Origin of the sequence: Klebsiella sp. C349492, assembly GCF_042055345.1 — a bacterium.
GTDB classification, from domain to species: domain Bacteria; phylum Pseudomonadota; class Gammaproteobacteria; order Enterobacterales; family Enterobacteriaceae; genus Klebsiella; species Klebsiella scottii.
This window is the reverse complement of sequence record NZ_JANQCE010000005.1, coordinates 381,943-406,729: the sequence shown is the minus strand read 5'-3', so window position 1 is coordinate 406,729 and position 24,787 is coordinate 381,943. Positions and strand designations below refer to the sequence as shown.

The 24,787-nt window shown below is 56.2% G+C and carries 23 protein-coding genes; 9 read left to right on the top strand and 14 right to left on the bottom strand.

Annotated features, from left to right (window positions below; genetic code table 11):
- Window positions 1-18: 18 nt before the first annotated feature.
- The 3 genes from degS to zapG all read right to left on the bottom strand — a co-directional run bounded on the left by degS (window position 19) and on the right by zapG (window position 3,160).
- On the bottom strand, window positions 19-1,077 hold the full coding sequence (gene degS / locus NWP14_RS19785) for an outer membrane-stress sensor serine endopeptidase DegS (RefSeq protein WP_095099972.1): 1,059 nt from the start codon (window positions 1,075-1,077) through the stop codon (window positions 19-21).
- Between the two features lie 141 nt (window positions 1,078-1,218).
- Window positions 1,219-2,586, bottom strand: coding sequence for a serine endoprotease DegQ (gene degQ, locus NWP14_RS19780; protein ID WP_095099969.1), 1,368 nt, complete (start codon window positions 2,584-2,586; stop codon window positions 1,219-1,221).
- A 175-nt stretch (window positions 2,587-2,761) separates the two neighbouring features.
- The gene (gene zapG, locus NWP14_RS19775; protein ID WP_095099966.1) at window positions 2,762-3,160 is read right to left on the bottom strand and encodes a Z-ring associated protein ZapG; all 399 of its coding nucleotides are present in this window, start codon (window positions 3,158-3,160) and stop codon (window positions 2,762-2,764) included.
- Window positions 3,161-3,350: 190 nt separating this feature from the next.
- Here zapG and zapE point away from each other — a divergent pair, with 190 nt between their 5' ends.
- The 5 genes from zapE (at window position 3,351) to sspB (ending at window position 7,051) form a co-directional block, all read left to right on the top strand.
- Entirely contained in the window at window positions 3,351-4,478 is a 1,128-nt protein-coding gene (gene zapE / locus NWP14_RS19770; protein WP_375215851.1) for a cell division protein ZapE, read from the top strand.
- 288 nt (window positions 4,479-4,766) lie between these two features.
- The gene (gene rplM / locus NWP14_RS19765; protein ID WP_004868222.1) at window positions 4,767-5,195 is read left to right on the top strand and encodes a 50S ribosomal protein L13; all 429 of its coding nucleotides are present in this window, start codon (window positions 4,767-4,769) and stop codon (window positions 5,193-5,195) included.
- Window positions 5,196-5,210: 15 nt separating this feature from the next.
- Window positions 5,211-5,603 carry a 30S ribosomal protein S9 gene (gene rpsI, locus NWP14_RS19760; RefSeq protein WP_000829815.1) on the top strand — a complete coding sequence of 131 codons (393 nt, stop codon included), beginning with the start codon at window positions 5,211-5,213 and terminating at the stop codon, window positions 5,601-5,603.
- Between the two features lie 311 nt (window positions 5,604-5,914).
- On the top strand, window positions 5,915-6,553 hold the full coding sequence (gene sspA, locus NWP14_RS19755) for a stringent starvation protein SspA (RefSeq protein ID WP_041147437.1): 639 nt from the start codon (window positions 5,915-5,917) through the stop codon (window positions 6,551-6,553).
- Between the two features lie 3 nt (window positions 6,554-6,556).
- Entirely contained in the window at window positions 6,557-7,051 is a 495-nt protein-coding gene (gene sspB, locus NWP14_RS19750) for a ClpXP protease specificity-enhancing factor (protein WP_095099960.1), read from the top strand.
- Between the two features lie 164 nt (window positions 7,052-7,215).
- Here sspB and NWP14_RS19745 read toward each other — a convergent pair whose 3' ends face one another.
- Together NWP14_RS19745 and gltB are read right to left on the bottom strand one after the other, a co-directional pair.
- Window positions 7,216-8,634 carry a glutamate synthase small subunit gene (locus NWP14_RS19745; RefSeq protein WP_375215850.1) on the bottom strand — a complete coding sequence of 473 codons (1,419 nt, stop codon included), beginning with the start codon at window positions 8,632-8,634 and terminating at the stop codon, window positions 7,216-7,218.
- 9 nt (window positions 8,635-8,643) lie between these two features.
- Complete coding sequence (gene gltB / locus NWP14_RS19740; RefSeq protein ID WP_095099955.1) at window positions 8,644-13,104, bottom strand: glutamate synthase large subunit; 4,461 nt, start codon at window positions 13,102-13,104, stop codon at window positions 8,644-8,646.
- 672 nt (window positions 13,105-13,776) lie between these two features.
- Here gltB and NWP14_RS19735 point away from each other — a divergent pair.
- From NWP14_RS19735 to mtgA, 4 genes are all read left to right on the top strand, one after another.
- A complete protein-coding gene (locus NWP14_RS19735; protein WP_143350163.1) occupies window positions 13,777-14,706 on the top strand; it encodes a TIGR01212 family radical SAM protein in 930 nt (309 codons plus the stop codon).
- A 153-nt stretch (window positions 14,707-14,859) separates the two neighbouring features.
- Entirely contained in the window at window positions 14,860-17,199 is a 2,340-nt protein-coding gene (arcB, locus tag NWP14_RS19730) for an aerobic respiration two-component sensor histidine kinase ArcB (protein ID WP_095099946.1), read from the top strand.
- Window positions 17,200-17,433: 234 nt separating this feature from the next.
- Window positions 17,434-18,087, top strand: a complete 654-nt coding sequence (elbB, locus tag NWP14_RS19725) for an isoprenoid biosynthesis glyoxalase ElbB (RefSeq protein ID WP_095099943.1) — start codon at window positions 17,434-17,436, stop codon at window positions 18,085-18,087.
- The gene (gene mtgA, locus NWP14_RS19720) at window positions 18,084-18,809 is read left to right on the top strand and encodes a monofunctional biosynthetic peptidoglycan transglycosylase (protein ID WP_095099940.1); all 726 of its coding nucleotides are present in this window, start codon (window positions 18,084-18,086) and stop codon (window positions 18,807-18,809) included. Before elbB ends, mtgA begins: the two co-directional genes overlap by 4 nt.
- A 60-nt stretch (window positions 18,810-18,869) precedes the next feature.
- Here mtgA and npr read toward each other — a convergent pair whose 3' ends face one another.
- From npr to kdsC, 9 genes are all read right to left on the bottom strand, one after another.
- Window positions 18,870-19,142, bottom strand: a complete 273-nt coding sequence (gene npr / locus NWP14_RS19715; protein ID WP_095099937.1) for a PTS phosphocarrier protein NPr — start codon at window positions 19,140-19,142, stop codon at window positions 18,870-18,872.
- Complete coding sequence (rapZ, locus tag NWP14_RS19710; RefSeq protein WP_004868172.1) at window positions 19,139-19,993, bottom strand: RNase adapter RapZ; 855 nt, start codon at window positions 19,991-19,993, stop codon at window positions 19,139-19,141. Before rapZ ends, npr begins: the two co-directional genes overlap by 4 nt.
- A 45-nt stretch (window positions 19,994-20,038) precedes the next feature.
- On the bottom strand, window positions 20,039-20,527 hold the full coding sequence (gene ptsN, locus NWP14_RS19705; RefSeq protein ID WP_041147421.1) for a PTS IIA-like nitrogen regulatory protein PtsN: 489 nt from the start codon (window positions 20,525-20,527) through the stop codon (window positions 20,039-20,041).
- Between the two features lie 73 nt (window positions 20,528-20,600).
- Window positions 20,601-20,888, bottom strand: a complete 288-nt coding sequence (gene hpf / locus NWP14_RS19700) for a ribosome hibernation promoting factor (protein ID WP_004868168.1) — start codon at window positions 20,886-20,888, stop codon at window positions 20,601-20,603.
- A 22-nt stretch (window positions 20,889-20,910) separates the two neighbouring features.
- Window positions 20,911-22,344: an RNA polymerase factor sigma-54 gene (gene rpoN / locus NWP14_RS19695; RefSeq protein WP_095099934.1), complete on the bottom strand. Its 1,434-nt coding sequence runs from the start codon at window positions 22,342-22,344 to the stop codon at window positions 20,911-20,913.
- Window positions 22,345-22,391: 47 nt separating this feature from the next.
- On the bottom strand, window positions 22,392-23,117 hold the full coding sequence (lptB, locus tag NWP14_RS19690) for an LPS export ABC transporter ATP-binding protein (RefSeq protein ID WP_045856575.1): 726 nt from the start codon (window positions 23,115-23,117) through the stop codon (window positions 22,392-22,394).
- Between the two features lie 6 nt (window positions 23,118-23,123).
- The gene (gene lptA, locus NWP14_RS19685) at window positions 23,124-23,669 is read right to left on the bottom strand and encodes a lipopolysaccharide ABC transporter substrate-binding protein LptA (RefSeq protein ID WP_095099931.1); all 546 of its coding nucleotides are present in this window, start codon (window positions 23,667-23,669) and stop codon (window positions 23,124-23,126) included.
- Window positions 23,638-24,213, bottom strand: a complete 576-nt coding sequence (lptC, locus tag NWP14_RS19680) for an LPS export ABC transporter periplasmic protein LptC (protein ID WP_095099928.1) — start codon at window positions 24,211-24,213, stop codon at window positions 23,638-23,640. The genes lptA and lptC overlap by 32 nt, the downstream gene beginning before the upstream one ends.
- A complete protein-coding gene (kdsC, locus tag NWP14_RS19675) occupies window positions 24,210-24,776 on the bottom strand; it encodes a 3-deoxy-manno-octulosonate-8-phosphatase KdsC (protein WP_095099925.1) in 567 nt (188 codons plus the stop codon). The genes lptC and kdsC overlap by 4 nt, the downstream gene beginning before the upstream one ends.
- Window positions 24,777-24,787: the final 11 nt, after the last annotated feature.

Sequence of the window (24,787 nt, the reverse complement as noted above, 5' to 3'; positions counted from 1 at the left end):
AGCCCGGCCTGTCGGGCTTTAGTTGGTTGCCGGGTATTCCTGCACGGCGATATGCAGCGTGATTTTCTTATCTTCGCGCATGATCACCACCGGAATTTCTGAACCCGGACGGATCTCAGCAACCTGATCCATAGTTTCGAGGGCGGAAACCGCGGGCTTGTCATTTACCGAGATGATCACGTCGTTGGCGCGGATCCCGGCCTGAGCCGCAGGACCGTCCGGCGCAACGTCGTTAACCACGATCCCCTGCAGCTGATCGATCCCGCCGCCCTGCGCGTGTAACGGCGCGATCTCACGGCCGCTAATGCCGATGTAGCCGCGGATCACGCGGCCATCGCGGATCAGCTTATCCATGATCTTCGTTGCCAGCTGGAAGGGGATCGCAAAACCGATCCCTTCCGGCGTTTCGCCATCGTTGCTTTTATCAAATGACAGCGTGTTAATGCCCATCAGTTCGCCCAGCGAATTGACCAGCGCGCCGCCGGAGTTACCGTGGTTGATAGAGGCATCGGTTTGCAGGAAGTTTTGTCGACCCGTCGGGTTAAGGCCGATACGACCGGTGGCGCTGATAATCCCCTGGGTAATGGTTTGCCCGAGGTTATAAGGGTTACCAATCGCCAGAACCACATCGCCAATATGCGGCACGCGTTTCGGATTAATCGGGATAACCGGCAGACCGCCGTTGGCGTTGATTTTTAATACCGCCAGATCGGTGAGGGTATCCGAACCGACCAGCAGGGCTTCAAAGACGCGGCCGTCCTGCAGCGCGATGATGATCTGGTCAGCGTCGTTAATGACGTGCTTATTGGTCAGAATATACCCGCGCTGGTCCATGATGACGCCGGAACCAAGAGTCAGCTGATTGTGGCTGGTGCCGTTGAGGGCGCGGTTATAGACGTTGACCACCGCAGGCGCAGCCCGGCGGACGGCAGGATTATAGCTGACGGGCGATTCATCCGCGCTATCGTACTGGGTCGTCGTCGTCAGATGCCATTGACGCAGCGAGGGCATCGCGGCCAGCAGCAGACCCCCGACGATCAAACCAATGAGTACTGAACGTAAAAGCTTTCCAGGCATGATGCAGGTATCGTTGATTAATGGACAGGCGCAGCATAGCACGACTTACAGGCGTCGTCTTTCACGTTACCGGTGCGCAGGCTGCGTCCCGTCGCCCGATATTCCGGACATCGCGGCGATCGCGATGTCCGGATCTGAGCATTAGCGCAGCAGAAGATAAATGCTTTCGTTACCGCGCATCACGTTAAGTGCGATGACCGCCGGTTTACTCTCCAGCACCTTGCGCAGCTCGGCGATAGAGCTAATGCGCTCGCGGTTAAGGCCGATGATAATATCGTCTTTATGCAGGCCGACCTGTGCCGCCGGGCTGGCTTTATCGACGTTATCAACAACCACGCCTTTGGTGCCGTCCTTCATCTGGCCATCGCTCAGCGATGCGCCCTGCAGGGCGGGGATGATCAGCTCGGCGCTGGCGCTGGAAGAGGTACTCTTATCCAGCGTGACGTCAACATTCAATGGCTTACCGTCGCGCAGAAGCCCCAGCTTCACTTTCGTTCCCGGCTCGGTGGTGGCGATACGCGACCGCAGTTCGGCAAAGCTGTTGAGCGGCTTGTCGTTCATGCTGACAATCACGTCCCCGGATTTAATCCCCGCTTTAGCTGAACCGGAGTTCGGCAACACCTCGCTGACGAAAGCGCCGCGCTGAACGTCGATATTCATCGCCTTGGCGATATCGGCGCTCATTTCAGTACCTTTAATCCCCAGCAGGCCGCGTTTGATTTCGCCAAACTGAATCAGCTGCTGAGCGAGTGTTTTCGCCATGTTGCTGGGAATGGCGAAGCCGATGCCGACGCTGCCGCCGCCCGGCGCCAGAATCGCCGTATTGATACCAATAAGTTCGCCATTCAGGTTCAGCAGCGCGCCGCCGGAGTTACCGCGGTTAATAGAGGCATCTGTCTGGATGAAGTTCTCCAGCCCTTCCAGGTTCAGGCCGCTGCGGCCGAGGGCGGAGATAATGCCTGAGGTGGCGGTCTGCCCGAGACCGAAGGGGTTGCCGACGGCGACGGCAAAATCACCCACGCGCAGCTTATCGGAATCGGCGATAGCGATTTGCGTCAGATGGGTCGGTTTTAGCAGCTGCAGCAGGGCGATATCGCTTTGATCGTCGCTGCCGACCAGCTTCGCATCAAACTCGCGGCCATCGTTTAGCTGAACGCTTATCTTTTGTGCCTGGCTGATGACGTGATTATTCGTCAGCACATAGCCTTTTTCCGCGTCGATGATAACGCCAGAGCCAAGACCCTCAAAAGGCTGAGCCTGCTCCTGCGGCGCATTGTCGCCAAAGTATTTTTTCAGCTCTTCCGGCATGTTTTGCGCAGGGGAGGCGGTGCCTTCAACCTGGACGCTTACCACCGCAGGCAGCACTTTTTCCAGCATCGGCGCAAGGCTCGGTAGCGCCCCCTGGCCCGGTACCTGCGTGGGGATCGACGCCGTAGCCGTAGGTAAAACGGACAACGATAACCCTATGCTTAACGCTAACGCACTCAACAGCAAAGTCTGTTTCTTCATTAGATGCTGGCTCTCGTAACCTGAGGTGTGTGGAAAATCGTCCCGAATGGCCTGATGTTATTGAATTTTCGACCAGGTAACAACGTGGTCAATGTTTTAAATTGTAGCTGGGATGTAGGGGGGAAGACGGGCGCAAAGAGTGCGCCCGGAAAATATTTTTACGCTAACCTTAGGATTAGTCGCGTTTTGCACCGCCGCGCAGCAGGCCGGATGCGCCTTCAGAATAGTCGCGCGGCATCTGGACCGGCGCCTGATCGTTACCGGCTTCTGATTCCGCCAGGCGGTTGCGGAATGGATTGGCCTCCGCCATGGTATCCGGCAGCAGGTTGCTGGAGCTTTTTGCCATATGCTGGTACAGCTGGCGATAGTCATCGGCCATGTTATCCAGCAGTTCAGCGCTGCGAGCAAAATGGCTGACCAGCTCTTCACGATACTCTTCAAGCTCTGTTTTATTCTTTTCGAGTTCGAACTGCAGCGCCTGTTGTTGACGTAATTTGCGGTTGCCAAAACGCATGGCGACGGCACCGATGATGATACCGACAACTAGCCCAATTAGCGCATATTCCCAGGTCATGTACATCTCCCGTTGTTTTGTGGTTCCGTAGGGTGGCTATGAGGCTCTCCGCCTGCGCCCGATAGTGCCACTATAACCGCTAATTCCACAGAAGTGGAATCCTGGCGTATCATCGCGTAGTGTAGAACGGCCTTTTTTTCGACAATCGTGAGCTTTGACGTTACGATTTTCAAGGAATAACAATTAGATCATGCAAAGCCTGTCCCCAACATCGCGTTACCTTTTAGCTCTTAAAGAGGGCTCTCATCAGCCCGACGACGTCCAGCAAGAAGCGGTAAGCCGCCTTGATACTATCTATCATGAACTGCAGGCAAAACCCGCGCCGACGCCGCAAAGCGGCGGCCTGCGGGCGAAATTCGGCAAACTGCTTGGCAAGCGTGAGCCTGCGCCTGAAACGGGCTCCGCCCGCGGCCTGTACATGTGGGGTGGCGTGGGGCGCGGTAAAACCTGGCTGATGGACCTCTTTTATCAGAGCCTGCCCGGCGAGCGTAAGCAGCGCCTGCACTTTCACCGCTTTATGCTGCGCGTTCATGAAGAGCTGATTGCGCTGCAGGGGCACAGCGACCCGCTGGAGATCCTTGCCGACCGCTTTAAGGCGGAAACCGATGTGCTGTGCTTTGATGAGTTTTTTGTTTCAGACATTACCGATGCCATGCTGTTGGGCGGGTTAATGAAGGCGCTGTTTGCGCGCGGCATCACGCTGGTGGCGACCTCGAATATTCCTCCGGACGATCTGTACCGTAACGGCCTGCAGCGCGCCCGTTTCCTGCCGGCTATCGAGGCGATCAAGCAGCATTGCGATATCATGAACGTCGATGCGGGCATTGATTACCGTTTACGTACGCTCACTCAGGCCCACCTCTGGCTATCGCCGCTCAACGCGCAGACCCAGCAACAGATGGATAAGCTGTGGCTGGCGCTGGCCGGCGCTAAGCGCGAGCAGATGCCTACGCTGGAGATTAACCACCGCTCCCTGCCCACGCTCGGCGTGGAGAACCAGACCCTGGCGGCGTCGTTCACTACGCTATGCGTAGATGCGAGGAGCCAGCATGACTACATTGCGCTGTCTCGCCTGTTTCATACCGTTATGCTCTTTGATGTTCCGGTTATGACGACGCAGCTGGAGAGCGAGGCGCGGCGTTTCATTGCGCTGGTTGATGAATTCTACGAGCGCCACGTTAAGCTGGCGGTCAGCGCGGCGGTGCCGCTGCACGAAATCTACCAGGGAGAACGCCTGAAATTTGAGTTCCAGCGCTGCCTGTCACGCCTGCAGGAAATGCAGAGCGAGGAGTATTTAAAGCGCCCTCATATGCCGTAACGCGCCTTTCTCCCTCTCCCGGCGGGAGAGGGTTGACGTGGATGCGCCAGGGCGCGCTCCGGTCGCGAAAAAACCAGGCCAAATCACATAAAGGGGTCGATCTTTACTCGTGACTTCTCTATAATCTTGCGACCCCACGTTACGAGAAGGTTTTTTTCCCAAAACTTTCTATGTGCCGGCATAGGCTATTCGAAGGGGTAGGTTTGCTGGACAATGTCGTGTGAACCTCAACTGACTAAACGTTTGGGTGTTCACCAACGTGTAACTTATTATTTGGGTAAGCTTTTAATGAAAACTTTTACAGCTAAACCAGAAACCGTAAAACGCGACTGGTATGTTGTTGACGCGACCGGTAAAACTCTGGGCCGTCTGGCTTCTGAACTGGCTCGTCGCCTGCGCGGTAAGCATAAAGCGGAATACACTCCGCACGTAGATACTGGTGATTACATCATCGTTCTGAACGCAGAAAAAGTTGCTGTAACCGGCAACAAGCGCGAAGACAAAATGTATTACCACCACACCGGCCACATCGGTGGTATCAAAGAAGCGACCTTTGAAGAGATGATTGCCCGCCGTCCTGAGCGTGTGATTGAAATCGCGGTTAAAGGCATGCTGCCAAAAGGCCCGCTGGGTCGTGCTATGTACCGTAAACTGAAAGTTTACGCGGGTAACGAGCACAACCACGCGGCACAGCAACCGCAAGTTCTTGACATCTAATCGGGATTATAGGCAATGGCTGAAAATCAATACTACGGCACTGGTCGCCGCAAAAGTTCCGCAGCTCGCGTTTTCATCAAACCGGGCAACGGCAAAATCGTTATCAACCAACGTTCTCTGGAACAGTACTTCGGTCGTGAAACTGCCCGCATGGTAGTTCGTCAGCCGCTGGAACTGGTCGACATGGTTGAGAAACTGGATCTGTACATCACCGTTAAAGGTGGTGGTATCTCTGGTCAGGCTGGTGCGATCCGTCACGGTATCACCCGCGCTCTGATGGAGTATGATGAGTCCCTGCGTGGCGAACTGCGTAAAGCTGGTTTCGTTACTCGTGATGCTCGTCAGGTTGAACGTAAGAAAGTCGGTCTGCGTAAAGCACGTCGTCGTCCTCAGTTCTCCAAACGTTAATTGTTTTCTGCTCACGCAGAACAATTTGCGAAAAAACCCGCTTCGGCGGGTTTTTTTATGGATAAAACGGTCGCTTTCCATGCCGAAGTCACCCATTCTTACCACTTTTTCAGCATTTCCAGAATCCCCTCACCACAACGTCGTCAAGATCTGGTAAACTATCATCCAATTTTCTGCCCAAATGCTGGTGATTGTTCGTTTTTTGTTTCTTTCATAAACGAGAATGTCTTCCCGCGAATGGGGTTTTTACATCTGGCTAGCCATGCGTGGCTGGTAGCAGTACAAAATTCTGAATATACCTGGAGGTTTTCATGGCTGTCGCTGCCAACAAACGTTCGGTAATGACGCTGTTTTCTGGTCCTACTGACATCTATAGCCACCAAGTCCGCATCGTGCTGGCAGAAAAAGGTGTTAGTTTTGAGATAGAACACGTGGAGAAGGATAACCCACCTCAGGATCTGATTGACCTCAACCCAAATCAAAGCGTACCGACGCTGGTGGATCGTGAGCTCACTCTGTGGGAATCCCGCATCATTATGGAATATCTGGATGAGCGTTTCCCACATCCGCCGTTAATGCCGGTTTATCCGGTGGCGCGTGGTGAAAGCCGTCTGTACATGCAACGTATCGAAAAAGACTGGTATTCGCTGATGAATACCATTCAGACCGGCACCGCCGCACAGGCTGATAACGCGCGTAAGCAGCTGCGTGAAGAGCTGCAGGCGATTGCGCCAGTCTTCACCCAGAAGCCATATTTCCTGAGCGACGAGTTCAGCCTGGTCGATTGCTACCTTGCACCGCTGCTGTGGCGTTTACCGGTACTCGGCGTAGAAGTGATTGGTGCCGGTGCGAAGGAGCTCAAGGGCTATATGACCCGCGTATTTGAACGTGACTCCTTCCTGGCTTCCTTAACTGAACCCGAGCGTGAAATGCGACTCGGTCGAGGCTAACCGATGGATGTATCGCAGCTAACGCCGCGTCGCCCGTACCTGCTACGGGCGTTCTATGAGTGGCTGCTGGATAACCAGCTGACTCCGCATCTGGTCGTCGATGTAACTCTGCCGAACGTTATGGTTCCGATGGAGTATGCACGCGACGGACAAATTGTTCTCAACATTGCTCCGCGCGCCGTCGGTAATCTGGAGCTGGCTAACGATGAAGTGCGCTTCAACGCCCGCTTTGGCGGCGTACCGCGCAATGTCTCCGTTCCGCTGGCTGCCGTACTGGCTATCTACGCGCGTGAAAACGGCGCGGGAACCATGTTCGAGCCGGAAGCGGCTTATGATGGGGACGCCATCAGCCTGAATGATGACGAAGCATCGTTAAGCAACGAGAACGAAACGGTAATGTCGGTGATTGACGGCGATAAGCCGGATAATCATGAGGACGACCCTGATGATACGCCGCCGCCTCGCGGTGGGCGACCGGCGCTACGCGTCGTGAAGTAATCCCATCTCGTCGATCGCAGATGACAGACCCTTCGGGGTCTGTTCTGTTTTTGACGCCGCTGCGGCGGTCATTGACTGCTCACGTAATAAAAAGCCCGCAGGCGAGAGCCAGCGGGCTTTGTCGTTTACTGAGCCCGGATGGATTGTTCATCCGGGCCCTGGCGTTACACTTCCAGGTAGTTCAGGATCCCGTCAGCCGCTTTGCGGCCTTCGGCAATCGCCGTAACCACCAGGTCAGAACCGCGCACGATATCGCCGCCGGCGAAGATCTTCGGGTTGCTGGTCTGGAACGCGTTTTCGTTACCTTCAGGGGCAATAATACGGCCCTGTGAGTCGAGCTCAACGCTGTGTTTCGCCAGCCATTCCATGCTGTGCGGACGGAAGCCAAACGCCATAACCACCGCATCTACCGGGATGACGTGCTCGGAACCGGCAATGATTTCGGCCCGACGGCGGCCCTTCGCATCCGGCTGGCCCATCTCGGTGCGCGCCATCTTCACGCCGCACACTTTACCGTTGGCATTCACTTCAACACCCAGCGGCTGAACGTTGAACTGGAACTCAACGCCCTCTTCACGCGCGTTTTTCACTTCGCGTTTGGAGCCCGGCATGTTCTCTTCGTCACGACGGTAGGCGCAGATAACGTGAGTTGCCCCCTGACGTATGGAGGTACGCACGCAGTCCATTGCGGTGTCGCCGCCGCCGAGAACCACGACGCGTTTGCCTTCCATGCTGACGTACGGCTCCTCCGGCGTTTCGCCAAAGCCCATCGTCTGCTTGGTGTTGGCAATCAGGAACGGCAGGGCATCATATACGCCGTTTGCATCTTCGTTTTCCAGTCCGCCGCGCATCGACTGGTAGGTACCTACGCCGAGGAACACGGCATCGTACTCTTTCAGCAGATCGTCGAGCTGTACGTCACGGCCCACTTCAACGTTGAGTTTGAATTCAATCCCCATGCCGGTGAAAATTTCCCGGCGACGGGTCATGACCTCTTTTTCCAGCTTAAATGCCGGAATGCCGAAGGTCAGCAGGCCGCCGATTTCCGGATGGCGGTCGAATACCACGGCCTTCACGCCGTTGCGGGTCAGGACGTCAGCACAGGCGAGGCCCGCCGGGCCCGCACCAATGATGGCGACCGTTTTGCCGACCGGCTTGACGCCGGAAAGGTCGGGACGCCAGCCCATCTCGAACGCTTTATCGTTGATATAGCGCTCGATGTTGCCGATGGTCACTGCGCCAAACTCATCGTTCAGCGTACAGGAACCTTCACACAGGCGATCCTGTGGGCACACGCGGCCGCACACTTCCGGAAGGGTGTTGGTCTGATGCGACAGCTCTGCCGCTTCAAAAATACGACCCTCATTGGCAAGCTTCAGCCAGTTAGGGATGTAGTTGTGAACCGGGCATTTCCATTCACAGTACGGGTTGCCGCAGGACAGGCAGCGGTCTGCCTGCGCCTTAGCCTGGCCCTCTGAAAACGGCTCGTAAATCTCGACAAATTCAATTTTACGGATCTTCAGCGGCTTTTTTGGCGGATCAACGCGCTGTAAGTCGATAAACTGGTATACGTTCTGGCTCATCTGAATTCCTTACTGCGCCTGCACACGCAGCTCTGCTGCGCTACGACTACGGTGACCCAACAGTGCTTTAACATCGCTGGACTTTGGTTTAACCAGCGCGAACTTCGCCGAGAAGGCCGGCCAGTTAGCCAGAATCTCTTCCCCGCGCGACGAGCCGGTCAGATGCACGTGTTCGGTAATCAAACCACGCAGATGCTCTTCGTGGATAGCAAGAGAGTCAACGTCCAGTACTTCCACCAGCTCCTGATTCACGCGTTTGCGGAAGTCGCCGGCTTCATCCAGCACGTAGGCGAAGCCGCCGGTCATCCCTGCGCCAAAGTTGACGCCGGTTTTACCGATCACGCAGACGATGCCGCCGGTCATGTATTCACAGCCGTTATCGCCGATGCCTTCAACGACGGTGATTGCGCCGGAGTTACGTACCGCAAAACGTTCACCTGCGCGCCCTGCTGCGTACAGGCGACCGCCGGTCGCGCCGTACAGGCAGGTATTGCCAATGATGCTCGCTTCATGGCTGCGGAAGGCTGAGCCTACCGGAGGACGAATGGCGAGCAGGCCGCCGGCCATACCTTTACCCACGTAGTCGTTCGCATCGCCGGTCAGGTGCAGCTCCACGCCGCCGGCGTTCCACACGCCGAAGCTCTGGCCCGCGGTACCGCTGAAGTGGGCGGTGATCGGGTCGGCAGCCAGCCCCTGGTCGCCGTGAGTCTGGGCAATGTAGCCAGACAGCGAAGCGCCAACGGAGCGGTCGGTATTGCGGATATCAAACCAGAACGTTTTGCTCTGCTTGCCGTCAACAAACGGTTTTGCCTGCTGCAGCAGCTGCGCGTTCAGCACGCCGTTATCAAACGGCGGGTTGTTCTCGGTGCAGTACAGCGCTTTGCCCGCATGCGGCTCGGCGGTCTCCAGCAGTTTTGACAGATCCAGCTTCTGCTGCTTCGCGGTAAAGCCGTCCAGCACCTTCAGCAGATCGGTACGACCGATCAGATCCACCAGACGCTTCACGCCCAGCTGTGCCATCAGCTCGCGGGTTTCGCGGGCGATGAATTCAAAGTAGTTGGTCACTTTGAACGGCAGGCCGTGGTAGTGGTTCTTACGCAGTTTGTCATCCTGGGTCGCTACGCCGGTTGCGCAGTTGTTCAGATGGCAAATACGCAGATATTTGCAGCCCAACGCCACCATCGGCCCGGTACCGAAGCCGAAGCTTTCCGCACCGAGAATCGCCGCTTTGATGATGTCGAGGCCGGTTTTCAGGCCGCCGTCCACCTGCAGGCGAATCTTATGCCGCAGGCCGTTGGCAACCAGCGCCTGCTGGGTTTCCACCAGGCCCAGCTCCCACGGACATCCCGCATACTTCACTGAAGAGAGCGGGCTGGCGCCGGTACCGCCGTCATAGCCGGCGATGGTGATAAGGTCGGCATAGGCTTTCGCCACGCCGGTCGCGATGGTGCCAACGCCCGGCTCGGAGACCAGCTTCACTGAAATCATCGCTTTCGGATTGACCTGTTTCAGGTCAAAAATCAGCTGCGCCAGATCTTCGATCGAGTAGATATCGTGATGCGGCGGCGGAGAAATCAGCGTGACGCCCGGTACCGAGTAGCGCAGTTTGGCAATGTACGGAGTGACTTTATCACCCGGCAACTGGCCACCTTCGCCCGGTTTTGCGCCCTGAGCGACTTTAATCTGAATAACGTCGGCGTTAACCAGGTAAGCCGGCGTGACGCCGAAGCGGCCGGAAGCAACCTGCTTGATGCGCGACACTTTGTTGGTGCCGTAGCGCGCCGGATCTTCACCGCCTTCGCCGGAGTTGGAGAAGCCGCCGATGCTGTTCATCGCTTCCGCCAGCGATTCATGCGCTTCCGGGCTTAATGCGCCGATAGACATGGCTGCGGTATCGAAGCGTTTGTACAGCTCTTTTGCCGACTCAACGTGCGCGATATCGATCGCTTCATCGCCAGGATTCAGCGCCAGCAGATCGCGCAGGGTTGCGGCCGGGCGCTCGTTGACCAGCTGCGAATACTGCAGGTAATCGTGGTATTCACCGCTCTGGACCGCCTGCTGCAGCGTGCGTACGACGTCCGGGTTATAGGCGTGGTATTCGCCGCCGTGAACGTATTTCAGCAGACCGCCCTGGCCCAGCGGTTTGCGTACCAGCCAGGCGCGTTTCGACAGATTCAGCAGGTCCTGCTGGAAGTCGTCGAAGCCTGCGCCGCCGATACGGCTGACTACGCCGAGGAAGCAGAGATCGGAAACTTCGCGATGCAGGCCAACGGCTTCAAACAGCTTCGAGCAGCGATAGGACGCGATGGTCGAAATACCCATCTTCGACATGATCTTGTACAGACCTTTGTTGATGCCGTTACGGTAGTTCAGCATCACCGTGCGGTAATCTTTATCGATGGCTTTGCTATCGACCAGTCTTGCCAGCGTTTCATAGGCCAGATACGGATAGATAGCCGTTGCGCCGAAGCCCAACAGTACCGCGAAGTGGTGCGGGTCGCGGGCGCTGGCGGTTTCAACAATGATGTTGGCATCGCAGCGCAGGCTCTTATCGACCAGACGAGTCTGGATGGCGCCGACCGCCATTGGCGCCGGTACCGGCAGGCGATCTTTGGCAATGTTACGATCCGAAAGCACCAGCAGTACGGTACCGTTGCGTACCATCTGTTCCGCTTTGTCGCACAGCGCCTTCACCGTCTCGGCCAGGGTGGTTTCCGCGGCGTTAAAGGTGATATCCAGGGTATCGGCGCGATAGTGCTCCTCTTTCATGGTCGTGAGCTGTTTGAAATCAGAGTACAGCAGGATTGGCGATTTGAAGCTCAGGCGGTGCGCCTGGCCTTCCGCTTCGCAGAAGACGTTCATTTCGCGGCCAATGCTGGTGGCCAGAGACATCACGTGCGCTTCACGCAGCGGGTCGATCGGCGGGTTAGTCACCTGCGCGAACTGCTGGCGGAAGTAGTCGTAAATAATACGCGGCTGGCTTGAGAGCACGGCGAACGGCGTGTCGTCGCCCATGGAGCCGACGGCTTCCTGGCCGTTCTCGCCCAGCACGCGCAGCACGGAATCCAGCTCTTCAGCGCTGTAGTTAAACTGTTTCTGATAGCTGGCGAGCGTATCGTCATCCAGCTGGCGGCTGCCAACGTCTTCGTCAGGCAGGTCTTCGAACGGCACGAGGCGACGAACGTTTTTCTCCATCCACTCTTTGTAAGGGTGGCGGCTTTTCAGGTCGTCGTCGGTTTCCGCCGAGTGCAGAATACGGCCACCGCGGGTATCGATAACCATCAGTTCGCCAGGGCCAACGCGGCCTTTCTCAACCACTTCGTCAGGCTGATAATCCCAGATGCCCACTTCGGAAGCGCAGGTGATCAGCTTATCTTTGGTGATGACGTAGCGCGCCGGGCGCAGACCGTTACGGTCGAGGTTACAGGCAGCGTAGCGCCCATCGGACATGACGATGCCCGCCGGGCCGTCCCACGGCTCCATATGCATGGAGTTAAAGTCGAAGAACGCGCGCAGTTCCGGATCCATATCCGGGTTGTTCTGCCAGGCCGGCGGAACGAGCAGGCGCATCGCGCGAACGATATCCATCCCGCCTGCCAGCAGCAGTTCCAGCATGTTATCCATCGAGCTGGAGTCCGAGCCCGTTTCGTTGACGAACGGTGCGGCATCGTGCAAATCGGGGATCAGCGGGGTCTGGAACTTATAGGTACGCGCGCGTGCCCACTGGCGGTTGCCGGTGATGGTGTTGATTTCGCCGTTGTGCGCCAGGTAGCGGAACGGCTGCGCCAGCGGCCAGCGCGGCACGGTGTTGGTGGAAAAGCGCTGGTGGAACAGGCAGATTGCCGATTCCAGACGCAGGTCCGCAAGGTCCAGATAGAAGCGCGGCAAATCCGCCGGCATACACAGACCTTTATAGATATTCACCAGGTTCGACAGGCTGCAAACGTAAAAATCTTTATCATCCTGCAGGCGTTTTTCAAGGCGACGACGCGCGATGAACAGGCGACGTTCCATATCACGCGGGCGCCAGCCTGCCGGTGCGTTAACAAAAATTTGTTCGATACGGGGCAGCGAGGAGAGGGCGATTTCACCGAGAACCCCTTCGTTGGTTGGCACTTCGCGCCAGCCGACGATAGACAGGGTTTCACGTTGCAGTTCTTCTTCTACGATGCGGCGCGAGGCAGCAGCCAGTTCAGGATCTTTATTAAGGAACAGCATCCCAACGGCGTAATTTTTGGCTAAACGCCAGCCGCGTTCTTCCGCAACGATACGGAAGAAACGATCGGGTTTTTGCAGCAGCAAGCCACAACCGTCGCCGGTTTTACCATCGGCAAGAATCGCGCCGCGGTGCTGCATTCGGGCCAGTGCGTGTATAGCGGTACGCACTACCTTGTGGCTAGGTTCGCCTTCTATGTGGGCGATCAGGCCGAAACCACAGTTATCCCTCTCAAGGGATTTATCGTACAACATATCAGTGAACCTCCCCAGGCTCTACGGGACACCCTCCGATACCGATTGCGCACGGGCACAGAAAGAGCATGGCGACGGGGTTTGCACCTCGCATTCGCCCTCTTTAAATCCTTTTCGCATCGGTACGCAAGTTTGAGGACTTGCTGTAAGAGGGAATCTCAATTACTGCATAAATATGATGAGCAGAGAGCTCATCCAGAAAGCTTCCAGCGGATTCCCAACTTATCGGGAATCCACACTTACGTCAAATGGCAATCTTATTTATACAAAAATGTGCTATGAGGTGTTTAATGATATGATTATTAAAGATATTAACGGGTTTTTAACGCTATTGAAACGTACCGGGAAGCGTAATCTAGTGTGATCTGTCTCACTATATCGATAGCGGAACATTGTCGATCTGTGCTGAAGTGTCTTTTTATTGCAGAATATTTATCTGCTTATTATCTCTGGAGCCAGAAATAACACTGTTTTTAACCCCGGCGAAGATAATGGCAAACCAGAGGTTAAGTATAAGCAAAAGTCATCATAGAAATCGTGAATGAAATTGCAGTTATATTGAGTGTTTATGCAATGAGGTGAGCGGCCACTCTGACGATTGATCCAGGTCATCGCCGTAGGTGACTAAAAATGGCAGGCTTGGCCCCTTTCTTCAGGCCGGTCTATCAGATTATGCAGTTACAAAAATTAGTCAATATGTTTGGTGGGGATCTTATGCGCCGCTATGGCGAAAAGGTTCATAAACTGACGCTGCATGGTGGATTTAGCTGCCCAAATCGCGATGGCACCATCGGCAGAGGGGGCTGTACGTTCTGCAATGTCGCCTCTTTTGCCGACGAAGAGCAGCAGCACCGCTCGATTGCCGAGCAGCTGGCGCTTCAGGCGCAGCGGGTTAACCGCGCGAAGCGCTATCTGGCTTATTTTCAGGCCTACACCAGCACCTTTGCTGAAGTGCAGGTGCTGCGCGGGATGTATCAGCAGGCGGTGAGCCAGGCCAATATTGTCGGGCTCTGCGTTGGCACCCGTCCGGATTGTGTCCCCGCAGCGGTGCTGGACCTGCTGACGGAGTACCGGGAGCAGGGCTACGAGGTATGGCTGGAGCTGGGCCTGCAAACGGCGCACGACAAAACGCTGCGGCGGATTAACCGCGGCCATGATTTTGCCTGCTATCAGCGCACGACCCGACTGGCGAGAGCGCGCGGGCTAAAGGTGTGTTCACATTTGATTGTCGGGCTTCCGGGCGAAGGGCAGAGCCACTGCCTGCAAACGCTGGAGCAGGTTGTCGGAACCGGCGTGGATGGCATCAAGCTGCATCCTCTGCATATTGTCACCGGCAGCATTATGGCGAAAGCCTGGCAAGCCGGGCGTCTTAACGGCATTGCGCTGGATGACTATACCGTGACCGCCGGAGAGATGATTCGCCATACGCCGCCGGAGGTGATTTATCACCGAATCTCCGCCAGCGCCCGCCGTCCAACCCTGCTGGCGCCGCTGTGGTGCGAAAACCGCTGGACCGGGATGGTCGAACTGGATCGCTATCTGAACCAACACGGCGTGCAGGGTTCGGCGCTGGGACGCGCGTGGAACCCGCCCGCGGTGTAAGCCAGAACATGGCGCGGCGCCGGGGATAATTCAGCCGGCAGCCCGCGCCGCTGCGGCCTGAAGTATGAAGAGGATCGGCATTTTTCGCACAACTTACGGCGCCTCGCTTAGAATTGGGTATTATTGTGCACAGTTGTGGCGAAGGAATCCCTTATGAAGCAAATCCGTATGCTGGCGCAGTACTATGTTGACCTGATGATGAAGCTAGGTCTGGTGCGTTTTTCCATGCTGTTAGCCCTGGCCCTGGTGGTGCTGGCGATTGTGGTACAGATGGCCGTTACGATGGTGCTGCACGGTCAGGTTGAAAGTATCGATGTGATCCGCTCTATCTTCTTTGGCCTGCTGATTACCCCGTGGGCGGTCTACTTTCTGTCGGTGGTGGTTGAGCAGCTGGAGGAGTCGCGACAGCGCCTCTCGAGGCTGGTGGAGAAGCTGGAGGAGATGCGCGAGCGGGATCTGAAGCTCACCGTGCAGCTCAAAGACAACATCGCGCAGCTCAATCAGGAGATTGGCGAGCGCGAGAAGGCGGAAGCGGAACGCGAAACGACGCTGGAACAGCTGAAGATCGAAATGAAAGAGCGTGAAGAGACGCAAATTCAGCTCGAACAGCAGTCCTCCTTCCTGCGCTCATTCCTCGACGCCTCGCCGGACCTTGTTTTCTATCGCAATGAAGATAAAGAATTTTCCGGATGTAACCGGGCGATGGAGCTGCTGACAGGTAAAAGCGAGAAGCAGCTTATTCACCTCAAGCCGCAGGATGTCTATAACGAGGAAGCGGCGGAGAAAGTGCTGGAAACGGATGAAAAGGTATTCCGACATAACGTCTCTCTGACCTATGAACAGTGGCTGGATTACCCGGACGGGCGCAAGGCCTGCTTCGAAATCCGCAAGGTTCCTTACTACGATCGCGTCGGCAAACGCCGTGGCCTGATGGGCTTCGGTCGCGATATTACCGAACGTAAGCGCTACCAGGACGCTCTGGAGCGCGCCAGCCGCGACAAGACGACCTTTATCTCAACCATCAGCCACGAGCTGCGTACGCCGCTTAACGGCATCGTGGGGCTCAGCCGCATCCTGCTGGATACCGAACTTACCGGCGAGCAGGAAAAATATCTGAAAACGATCCATGTATCGGCGGTGACGCTGGGCAATATCTTCAACGATATTATCGATATGGATAAGATGGAGCGGCGTAAGGTCCAGCTCGATAATCAGCCGGTCGACTTCACCAGCTTCCTCGCCGACCTCGAAAATCTCTCCGGCCTGCAGGCGCAGCAGAAAGGCCTGCGCTTTGTGATGGACCCGACGCTTCCGCTGCCGCATAAGGTGGTAACCGACGGTACCCGCCTGCGGCAGATCCTGTGGAACCTCATCAGTAACGCGGTCAAATTTACCCCTCAGGGCGGCAACGTGACCGTACGTATTCGCTACGATGAGGGCGATATTCTGCACTTTGAGGTTGAGGATTCCGGTATCGGCATCCCGCAAGCGGAGCAGGATAAAATCTTCGCGATGTACTACCAGGTTAAGGATAGCCACGGCGGGAAACCTGCCACCGGCACCGGGATTGGCCTGGCGGTGTCGCGCCGGCTGGCGCGCAATATGGGCGGCGACATCAACGTCACCAGCCAGCCGGGGCAGGGCGCAACCTTTACCTTAACCGTGCATGCGCCTGCGGTAGCGGAGGAAGTTGAAGACACGCTGGCGGACGATGAAATGCCGCTCCCGGCGCTGAACGTGCTGCTGGTTGAGGATATTGAGCTTAACGTGATTGTCGCCCGCTCGGTGCTGGAAAAGCTGGGCAACAGCGTCGATGTGGCGATGACCGGCAAAGCCGCGCTGGAGATGTTCGAACCCGGTGAATATGACCTGGTGCTGCTGGATATTCAGCTACCGGACATGACCGGCCTCGATATTTCGCGCCACCTGAAGCAGCGCTTTGCCGCCGACGAGCTGCCGCCGCTGGTGGCGCTCACGGCCAACGTCCTGAAGGACAAGAAAGAGTACCTGGATGCCGGCATGGATGATGTGCTGAGTAAACCGCTGTCGGTCCCGGCGCTAACCGCAATTATCAAAAAGTTCTGGGATTCGCCGGACGATGACCAGGATGAGGCGCCGGCCGCTGATATCGCGAAATCGGCGTCGGTGCTGGATATTCCGATGCTGGAGCAGTATATCGAGCTGGTGGGGCCGAAGCTTATCAACGACGGTCTGGCGGTTTTCGAGAAGATGATGCCGGGCTATCTGGCGGTGCTGGAGTCCAACCTCACCGCCCGCGACCAGAAAGGGATTGTCGATGAAGGCCATAAGATTAAGGGCGCCGCGGGCTCTATCGGCCTGCGCCACATTCAGCAGCTTGGACAGCAGATTCAGACGCCGGATCTGCCCGCGTGGTCAGATAACGTTGGTGAATGGGTTGAAGAGATGAAATCGGAGTGGCAGAACGATGTGGCCGTGCTGAAGGCGTGGGTTGCGGCGGCAGATAAAAAATGACCCCGGATAAACCGGGGTGCGCGAACACTGCGCCAACACCAGGGAACTGGTCGTTGCGCCACAATTTTTAGAGATATTTTTTACAGGGCGCAACCCGAGGATTTGGTTTGCTCGCTGATTAAGATAGCAAACCTTAAATTATTTGTTACATGAATCAGTCAAATATGTGAAGCAATGCGGGTAAATCAAAATTTTTGACTGGTTTCAGCAAGTTTGCACTAAGGAGCTGGGGTGATGAAAAAGATTGGTGTCGTATTAAGCGGCTGCGGTGTCTATGACGGCACGGAAATTCATGAGGCGGTTATTACCCTGCTGGCGATTGCTCGCGGCGGCGCCCAGGCGGTGTGCTTTGCTCCTGATAAAGCGCAAACGGATGTTATCAACCATCTGACCGGCGAGCTCCAGTCCGAAAGCCGCAACGTGCTGGTTGAAGCGGCGCGTATCGCCCGCGGTGAGATCCAGCCGCTGTCCGACGCCCGGGCCGATGATCTCGATGCGCTGATTGTTCCCGGCGGATTTGGCGCCGCGAAAAACCTCAGCAGCTTCGCCTCGCAGGGCGGTGAATGTACCGTGGACGACGAGCTGAAGGCGCTGACGCAGGCTATGCATCGGGCCGGTAAACCGCTGGGCTTTATCTGCATCGCGCCGGCGCTGCTGCCAAAAATCCTGCCCGCTCCGCTGCGGGTAACCATTGGCACCGATCTGGATACCGCCGAAGCGCTGGAAGATATGGGGGCCGAGCATGTGCCCTGTCCGGTAGATGACATTGTGGTTGATGAAGAGAATAAAGTCGTGACCACGCCGGCCTATATGCTGGCGCAGAATATAGCCGAAGCGGCGAGCGGGATTGAGAAACTGGTGGCGCGCGTGCTGGTTCTTACGGCATGAAGACCCGCTTTTCACCGCTGCGGATGGTAAAGCGTGGGCTGCTGCGCGTGCTGCTGGTTGCCGCCGCCTTTTGGGGCGGCGGTATAGCGCTGTTTAGCGTGCTGCCGGTGCCTTTCTCGGCGGTAATGCTGGAGCGGCAGGTCGGCGCCTGGCTGAGCGGTAATTTTCATTATGTCGCCCACTCCGATTGGGTGGGGATGGATGAGATATCGCCGTGGATGGGGCTGGCGGTGATGGCGGCTGAGGACCAAAAGTTCCCCGATCATTGGGGCTTTGATGTGCCGGCGATAGAAAAAGCGCTGGCGCATAATGAACGTAATGAAAACCGCGTTCGCGGCGCGTCGACCCTGTCGCAGCAGACGGCCAAAAACTTGTTTTTATGGGATGGTCGCAGCTGGCTGCGTAAGGGGCTGGAGGCCGGTCTGACGGTAGGGATAGAAACGGTATGGAGTAAAAAACGCATCCTCACCGTTTATCTGAATATCGCGGAGTTTGGCGAGGGGACGTTTGGCGTTGAAGCTGCGTCACAGCGCTACTTCCATAAGCCGGCAAGCAGGTTGACGCCTGCGGAAGCGGCGCTGCTGGCTGCCGTATTGCCTAATCCGATCCGCTTTCGCGCGGATGCGCCGTCGGGCTATGTTCGCAGTCGACAGGCGTGGATCTTACGTCAGATGCGTCAGCTCGGCGGAGAAGGGTTTATGCGGGAGAACAGGCTGTACTGATGCTGTCGGCAGTTGTTTTTCCCCGGTAAGCATCGCGCGACCGGGGGAATAACGCCAGCGTTAGTCTTCGTCAAAACCGGCGTTAAACAGCGCAATAACCGCGGCCAGCGCTTCGACTTCCTGCGGACCGTTGGCCTCAATCTCAATTTGCCGACCCTTCGCAGAGTCGAGCATCAGCAGAGCAATCACGCTATTGGCTTCCGCCTCCGTGCCCTCATCGTTGCGCAGCAGCACTTCAGCATCGAAATTTTGCATCAGCTCGAACAGCTTCATCGCCGGGCGAGCGTGCATGCCCAGCTTATTGGTGATCTCAACGCTCTGCTTTACGGTCATGATTTGCGTTTTTCCAGAGTCCGGTGACGCGACTGCACGTTTTTACCGCGCGAGCGGAAGTAGTCGGCCAGTTGTTCGGCGATATAGACCGAACGATGTTTACCGCCGGTACAACCGATAGCGACCGTCAGATAGCTGCGGTTATTGGTCTCCAGCATGGGTAACCATAGCTCAAGATAGCTGCGGGTCTGATAAATAAAGTTGTGAACTTCCGTGTGCCGGTCGAGGAAGGCGGCAACGGGCTTATCGAGGCCGGTCATCGGACGCAGCTTGGGGTCCCAGTGCGGGTTAGGCAGGAAGCGCACGTCGAAGACGTAATCGGCATCGATCGGAATACCGTGCTTAAAGCCAAAGGATTCAAAGACCATGGTGAGCTCGCGCTCGCGTTTGCCCAACAGGCGCGTGCGCAGCATTTCTGCCAGCTCATGTACCGACATTTCTGAGGTGTCGACGATCAGGTCGGCGCGGGAGCGCAGCGGCTCCAGCAGCGCGCTCTCTTCATCGATGGCGCTCTCAAGCGACAGGTTTTTACTCGAAAGCGGATGCAGGCGACGCGTGTCGCTGTAGCGACGAATCAGCGTGTTGCGATCGGCATCAAGGAACAGTAGCTGAGGAGAAAACGCCTCAGGCAGGTTTTTCATCGCCTGCTCAAAGATTTCTGGCGACTCCGGCATGTTGCGCACGTCAATGCTGACGGCGGCGGAAATGTTTCTGTCGGCCAGCGATCTCGCCAGTTCGGGCAGCAGCACTACCGGCAGGTTATCTACGCAGTAGAAGCCCATATCTTCCAGCGCCCGCAGGGCGACGGATTTCCCCGATCCTGAGCGGCCGCTGACGATCATCAGTACCATGTACCGTTTCTCCTCAGTACGATAAAGGGGAGGCTATGGCTCCCGTTATGCGTCATCGCTGCTTCCTGCTTCGGTGATAATCTCATACAGCTCTTCGTCGCTTTGCGCGGCGCGCAGGCGGCGGCAAATCGTTTTGTCCGCCAGCCGTTTTGCTACCAGCGACAGCGTATGCAAATGGGTTTTTGTCTGATCGGCCGGCACCAGAAGCGCAAACAGCAGATCGACGGGCTGATTGTCGATCGCATCAAAGGCGATCGGCGTTTCCAGCTGCACAAAAACGCCAACGGCGCGCAGCGTATCCTCTTCAAGCTTACCGTGCGGAATGGCGATGCCGTTGCCAATTCCGGTACTGCCCATTTTCTCGCGGGTGAGGATCGCTTCGAATACCACCTGGGACGGCAGACCTAGCTGCTTTGCCGCCAGCTCGCTGATGATCTCCAGCGCGCGTTTCTTGCTCTGGCAGTGCACCTGGCTACGGGTACATTCTTGGTTAAGGACATTGCTCAGTTGTAGAGCTGAATCGTTGTTCATCATAATTTCACCTGAGCTCGCTCCCTGCCAGCTGCCGACAATAGACGACGGCCGGCAGGGAGGATCGCCCGGACAATTAGTGTTGTTTTAGTTTATCTTTATGTTTTGTTAGCTGTCGTGCCAGCTTATCGATGAGACCATCGATAGCGGCATACATATCCTGCCCTTCCGCACTGGCATGGATTTCGCCACCGTTGACATGCAGATTGGCGTCCGCAATTTGCGTCACCTTCTCTACTTTTAACACAATATAGACCTGATTGATCCTGTCGAAAAACTGCTCCAGTTTGCTGAACTTCGCGTTGACGAACTCGCGCAGTGCCGGGGTTATTTCGACGTTGTGTCCTGTAATGTTGAGCTGCATAGTGTCTTCCTTATCGGTTGGGTCACACCAGCTGTTTACGCTGGTTAGACGGCGGAATGGATAAAGACTCTCGGTACTTAGCGACGGTGCGGCGCGCCACCATGATACCCTGTTCAGACAGAATGGTGGTGAGCTTACTGTCACTCAACGGCTTCGCGGGGTTCTCCGCGGCGATTAACTTCTTCACCAATGCGCGAATTGCGGTCGACGATGCCTCGCCTCCGCCTTCGGTGTTCACGTGGCTGGAGAAGAAATACTTCAGTTCAAAAATACCGCGCGGACTGTGCAGGTACTTTTGCGTGGTAACGCGTGAAATCGTCGATTCATGCATCTCGACGGCCTGAGCGATGTCCGCCAGCACCATCGGTTTCATAAACTCTTCGCCCTGTTCAAAGAAGGCCTGCTGCTGTTCGACGATGCAGCGGCTGACGCGCAGCAGCGTATCGTTGCGGCTTTCCAGGCTTTTTATCAGCCAGCGGGCTTCCTGCAGGTTGCTGCGGATAAACTGGCTATCGGCATCGTTGCGCGTGCTGTTACCCATTGCGGCGTAGTGCTGGTTGATTTTCAGGCGCGGGATGCTATCGGAATTCAGCTCTACCACCCAGCGATCGCTGACCTTGCGCACCAGCACATCGGGAATCACGTATTCCGGTTCGCTGGTTTGGATCGACTGACCCGGACGCGGATCTAACGACTGGATCAGATTAACCGCTTCTTTCAGAACGTCCTCTTTCAGCCGCGTGACGCGCATCAGGGAACGGAAGTCGTGGTTGGCGAGCAGATCGAGATGATCGCTGATGATGAGCCGGGCTTCTTCCAGCCACGGCGTCTCTTTGGCGTATTGTGATAGCTGAACCAGCAGGCAGTCGCGCAGATCTTTTGCCGCCACGCCAACCGGGTCGAAACGCTGGATGCGCTTGAGTACCGCTTCCACTTCTTCGAGGCCGATTTCGTCATCGTCGATGCTCTCGACAATATCTTCCAGGCGAATAGTGAGGTAACCGGTGTCATCAACGGCATCGACGATCGAGGTGGCGATCGCGCGGTCGGTATCGGTGAACGGCGTCAGCTCCACCTGCCACATCAGGTAATCCTGCAGGCTTTGGGTCGTTTCGCCTTGATAAATTGGCAGCTCGTCGTCCTGATAATCGACGCCGTTGCCCGACGGCGTGCCGGCGGTGTAGATTTCATCCCAGCTGGCGTCGAGCGGCAGCTCCTCCGGCATATCTTTTTGTTCAAGAGCGTCTACGCTATCCAGCGATTCGCGGTCCTCGACCTCTTTGGTTTCTACCTCATCGTGAAGATCGGTTTGCTCAAGCAACGGATTACTCTCCAGCGCCTGCTGGAGTTCCTGCTGGAGTTCTAACGTGGACAGCTGCAGCAAACGTATGGCCTGCTGCAGTTGTGGCGTCATGGCAAGCTGTTGGCTTAGCCTTAATTGCAAACCTTGCTTCATATTCAGGGCTAATATCTCCGGCTAAAACGTCTGTAACCTCTACCCTATCAGAGTCTGAAGTCTTCCCCAAGATACACGCGCTTAACCTGCTCGTCTTCAAGGATTTGCTGCGGTGTACCGTGGGCGATCAGGTGGCCCTGGCTGACGATATACGCGCGTTCGCAGACGGCCAGCGTTTCCCTGACGTTATGGTCGGTGATCAGCACGCCAAGACCGCTGTCGCGCAGGTGCTCGATGATGCGTTTGATATCGATAACCGAAATGGGGTCAACGCCGGCAAACGGTTCATCCAGAAGGATAAATTTAGGGTTCGCGGCCAGCGCGCGGGCAATTTCAACGCGGCGACGTTCGCCGCCGGAAAGCGCCTGACCGAGGCTATCGCGCAGATGCTCGATATGGAACTCTTCCATCAGTTCTTTCGCGCGATCGTCACGCTGTTCGCTGCTCAGATCGTCACGGATCTGCAGCACCGCCATCAGGTTGTCGTAGACGCTCAGGCGACGGAAAATCGAGGCTTCCTGCGGCAGGTAGCCAATGCCCCGGCGCGCGCGGGCGTGAAGCGGCAGCAGGCTGATATCTTCATCATCGATGATAATATTACCGGCGTCGCGCGGCACGATCCCGACGACCATGTAGAAGGTGGTGGTTTTGCCGGCGCCGTTCGGGCCGAGCAGGCCGACAATCTCACCGGAGTTGACGGTCAGACTGACGTCTTCCACCACGCGGCGGCCTTTATAAGCTTTGGCGAGATTCTTTGCAGTTAATGTTGCCATAACGAATTACTTACCTTTCTTTGGCTGATCGGTGCCTTTGTCCTGCAGCTGCGAAGGAACCAGAACCGTAGTCACGCGCCCGCCTTTGTTGCTGAACGCCTGCATTTTCTGCTCTTTCACCAGATAGGTGATTTTGTCGCCCTGGATATTGCTATCGATCTGTTCCAGATGCGCATTGCCGGTCAGGACGACGAAATCATTTTGCAGTTCATAATGCATTTTTGACGCGCGGCCTTTAACCGGCTTGCCGTTATCCTGCATCTGGAAGAAGGTTGCCGGATTACCGTATCCGTCGATCACCTCTTTACCCCTCTCGCCGCCGGGACGAGTGACCACGACCTTATCGGCATTGATCTTGATGGTGCCCTGGGTCACGACGACATTACCGGTAAAGGTGACAACATTGCCCTGCATATCCAGCGACTGCTGATCAGATTCGATATGAATCGGCTGATCGGTGTCGCCAGTCTTTGCCAGTGCCGGCAGGCTGACGGCCAGTATGGCGCTGGCGAGCGCAATCTTAAGGCTGAGTTTGTTTGTTCTGAATTTCATAAGAGGTTCTAACCTTTTCAATCAGCTCGGCATTTTTGCTGCGCAGGTTCCCGCGCATTTTTAGGCCACTGGAATTAAATGTTGTCCCGTACAACGTCACCATGTCATCGGAGGTAACATCCTGCGTCACCAGGTTTATCTGGGCGTTATCCGTCGTAATTTTGCGCAGTTGAGAGTCTGGGCTTAGCGCATTTACCTCAACGTGCCCATAAAGATACAGCATACGATCGTTGGTCAGCTTGGCTTTATCCGCTTTGATTGACCAGCTCGGGGCTTTGTTGGTATCAAAGGTGGTCATCACCGGCTGAGTGAACCACGACAGCTCCTGCGCAGAAAAATACGCGACATGCTCGGCGATAAGGCGATAGTTAAGCGCCCCTTCCGGACTGTAAACGACGGTATCGGTATGCTCGCTGGTATAGGTTGGGTCATCAGGATTGACCTCCGGCTGAGCGGTATCGTCGGTACCCGCCAGGTTAAGGCCGATCAGGATCAGCGCGACCAGCGACAGTAAAATGATAACCCAACGTCTGGTTTTACTCATATTGATTGCCCTTTGGCCTCATCCAGCTTGCCCTGCGCCAATAGTAACAAATCGCAGACTTCGCGTACCGCTCCGCGCCCGCCGTTGATGCGGGTAACATAGTCTGCGCGTGGAAGCAGCAGCGGGTGCGCATCCGCCACTGCAACGCTTAAGCCTGTTTCTGCCATTACCGGCCAGTCGATCAGGTCGTCGCCAATATAGGCCACCTCGTCCGGACGGACGGCCAGCTTGCTTAATAAGTCACGGAAGGCCAGCAGCTTATCGGACTGCCCTTGATACAGATGCGTAATGCCTAACGTCTTACAGCGATCTTCTACCAGTTTAGCGTTTCGCCCGGTAATAATCGCCACTTCAATGCCTGAAGTCAGCGCGCAGCGGATCCCGTAGCCATCGCGTACGTTGAACGCTTTCAGCTCTTCGCCGTTGTTGCCCATATAGATAAGACCGTCGGAAAGCACGCCGTCAACGTCGAGGATCAGTAAACGGATCTTCGCCGCGCGTTCGAGAAATTCGGGGCTTACCGGTCCGTAGCAGGTCGCTAGCGGAGCATCAGCATTATTCATTATTTTATCCT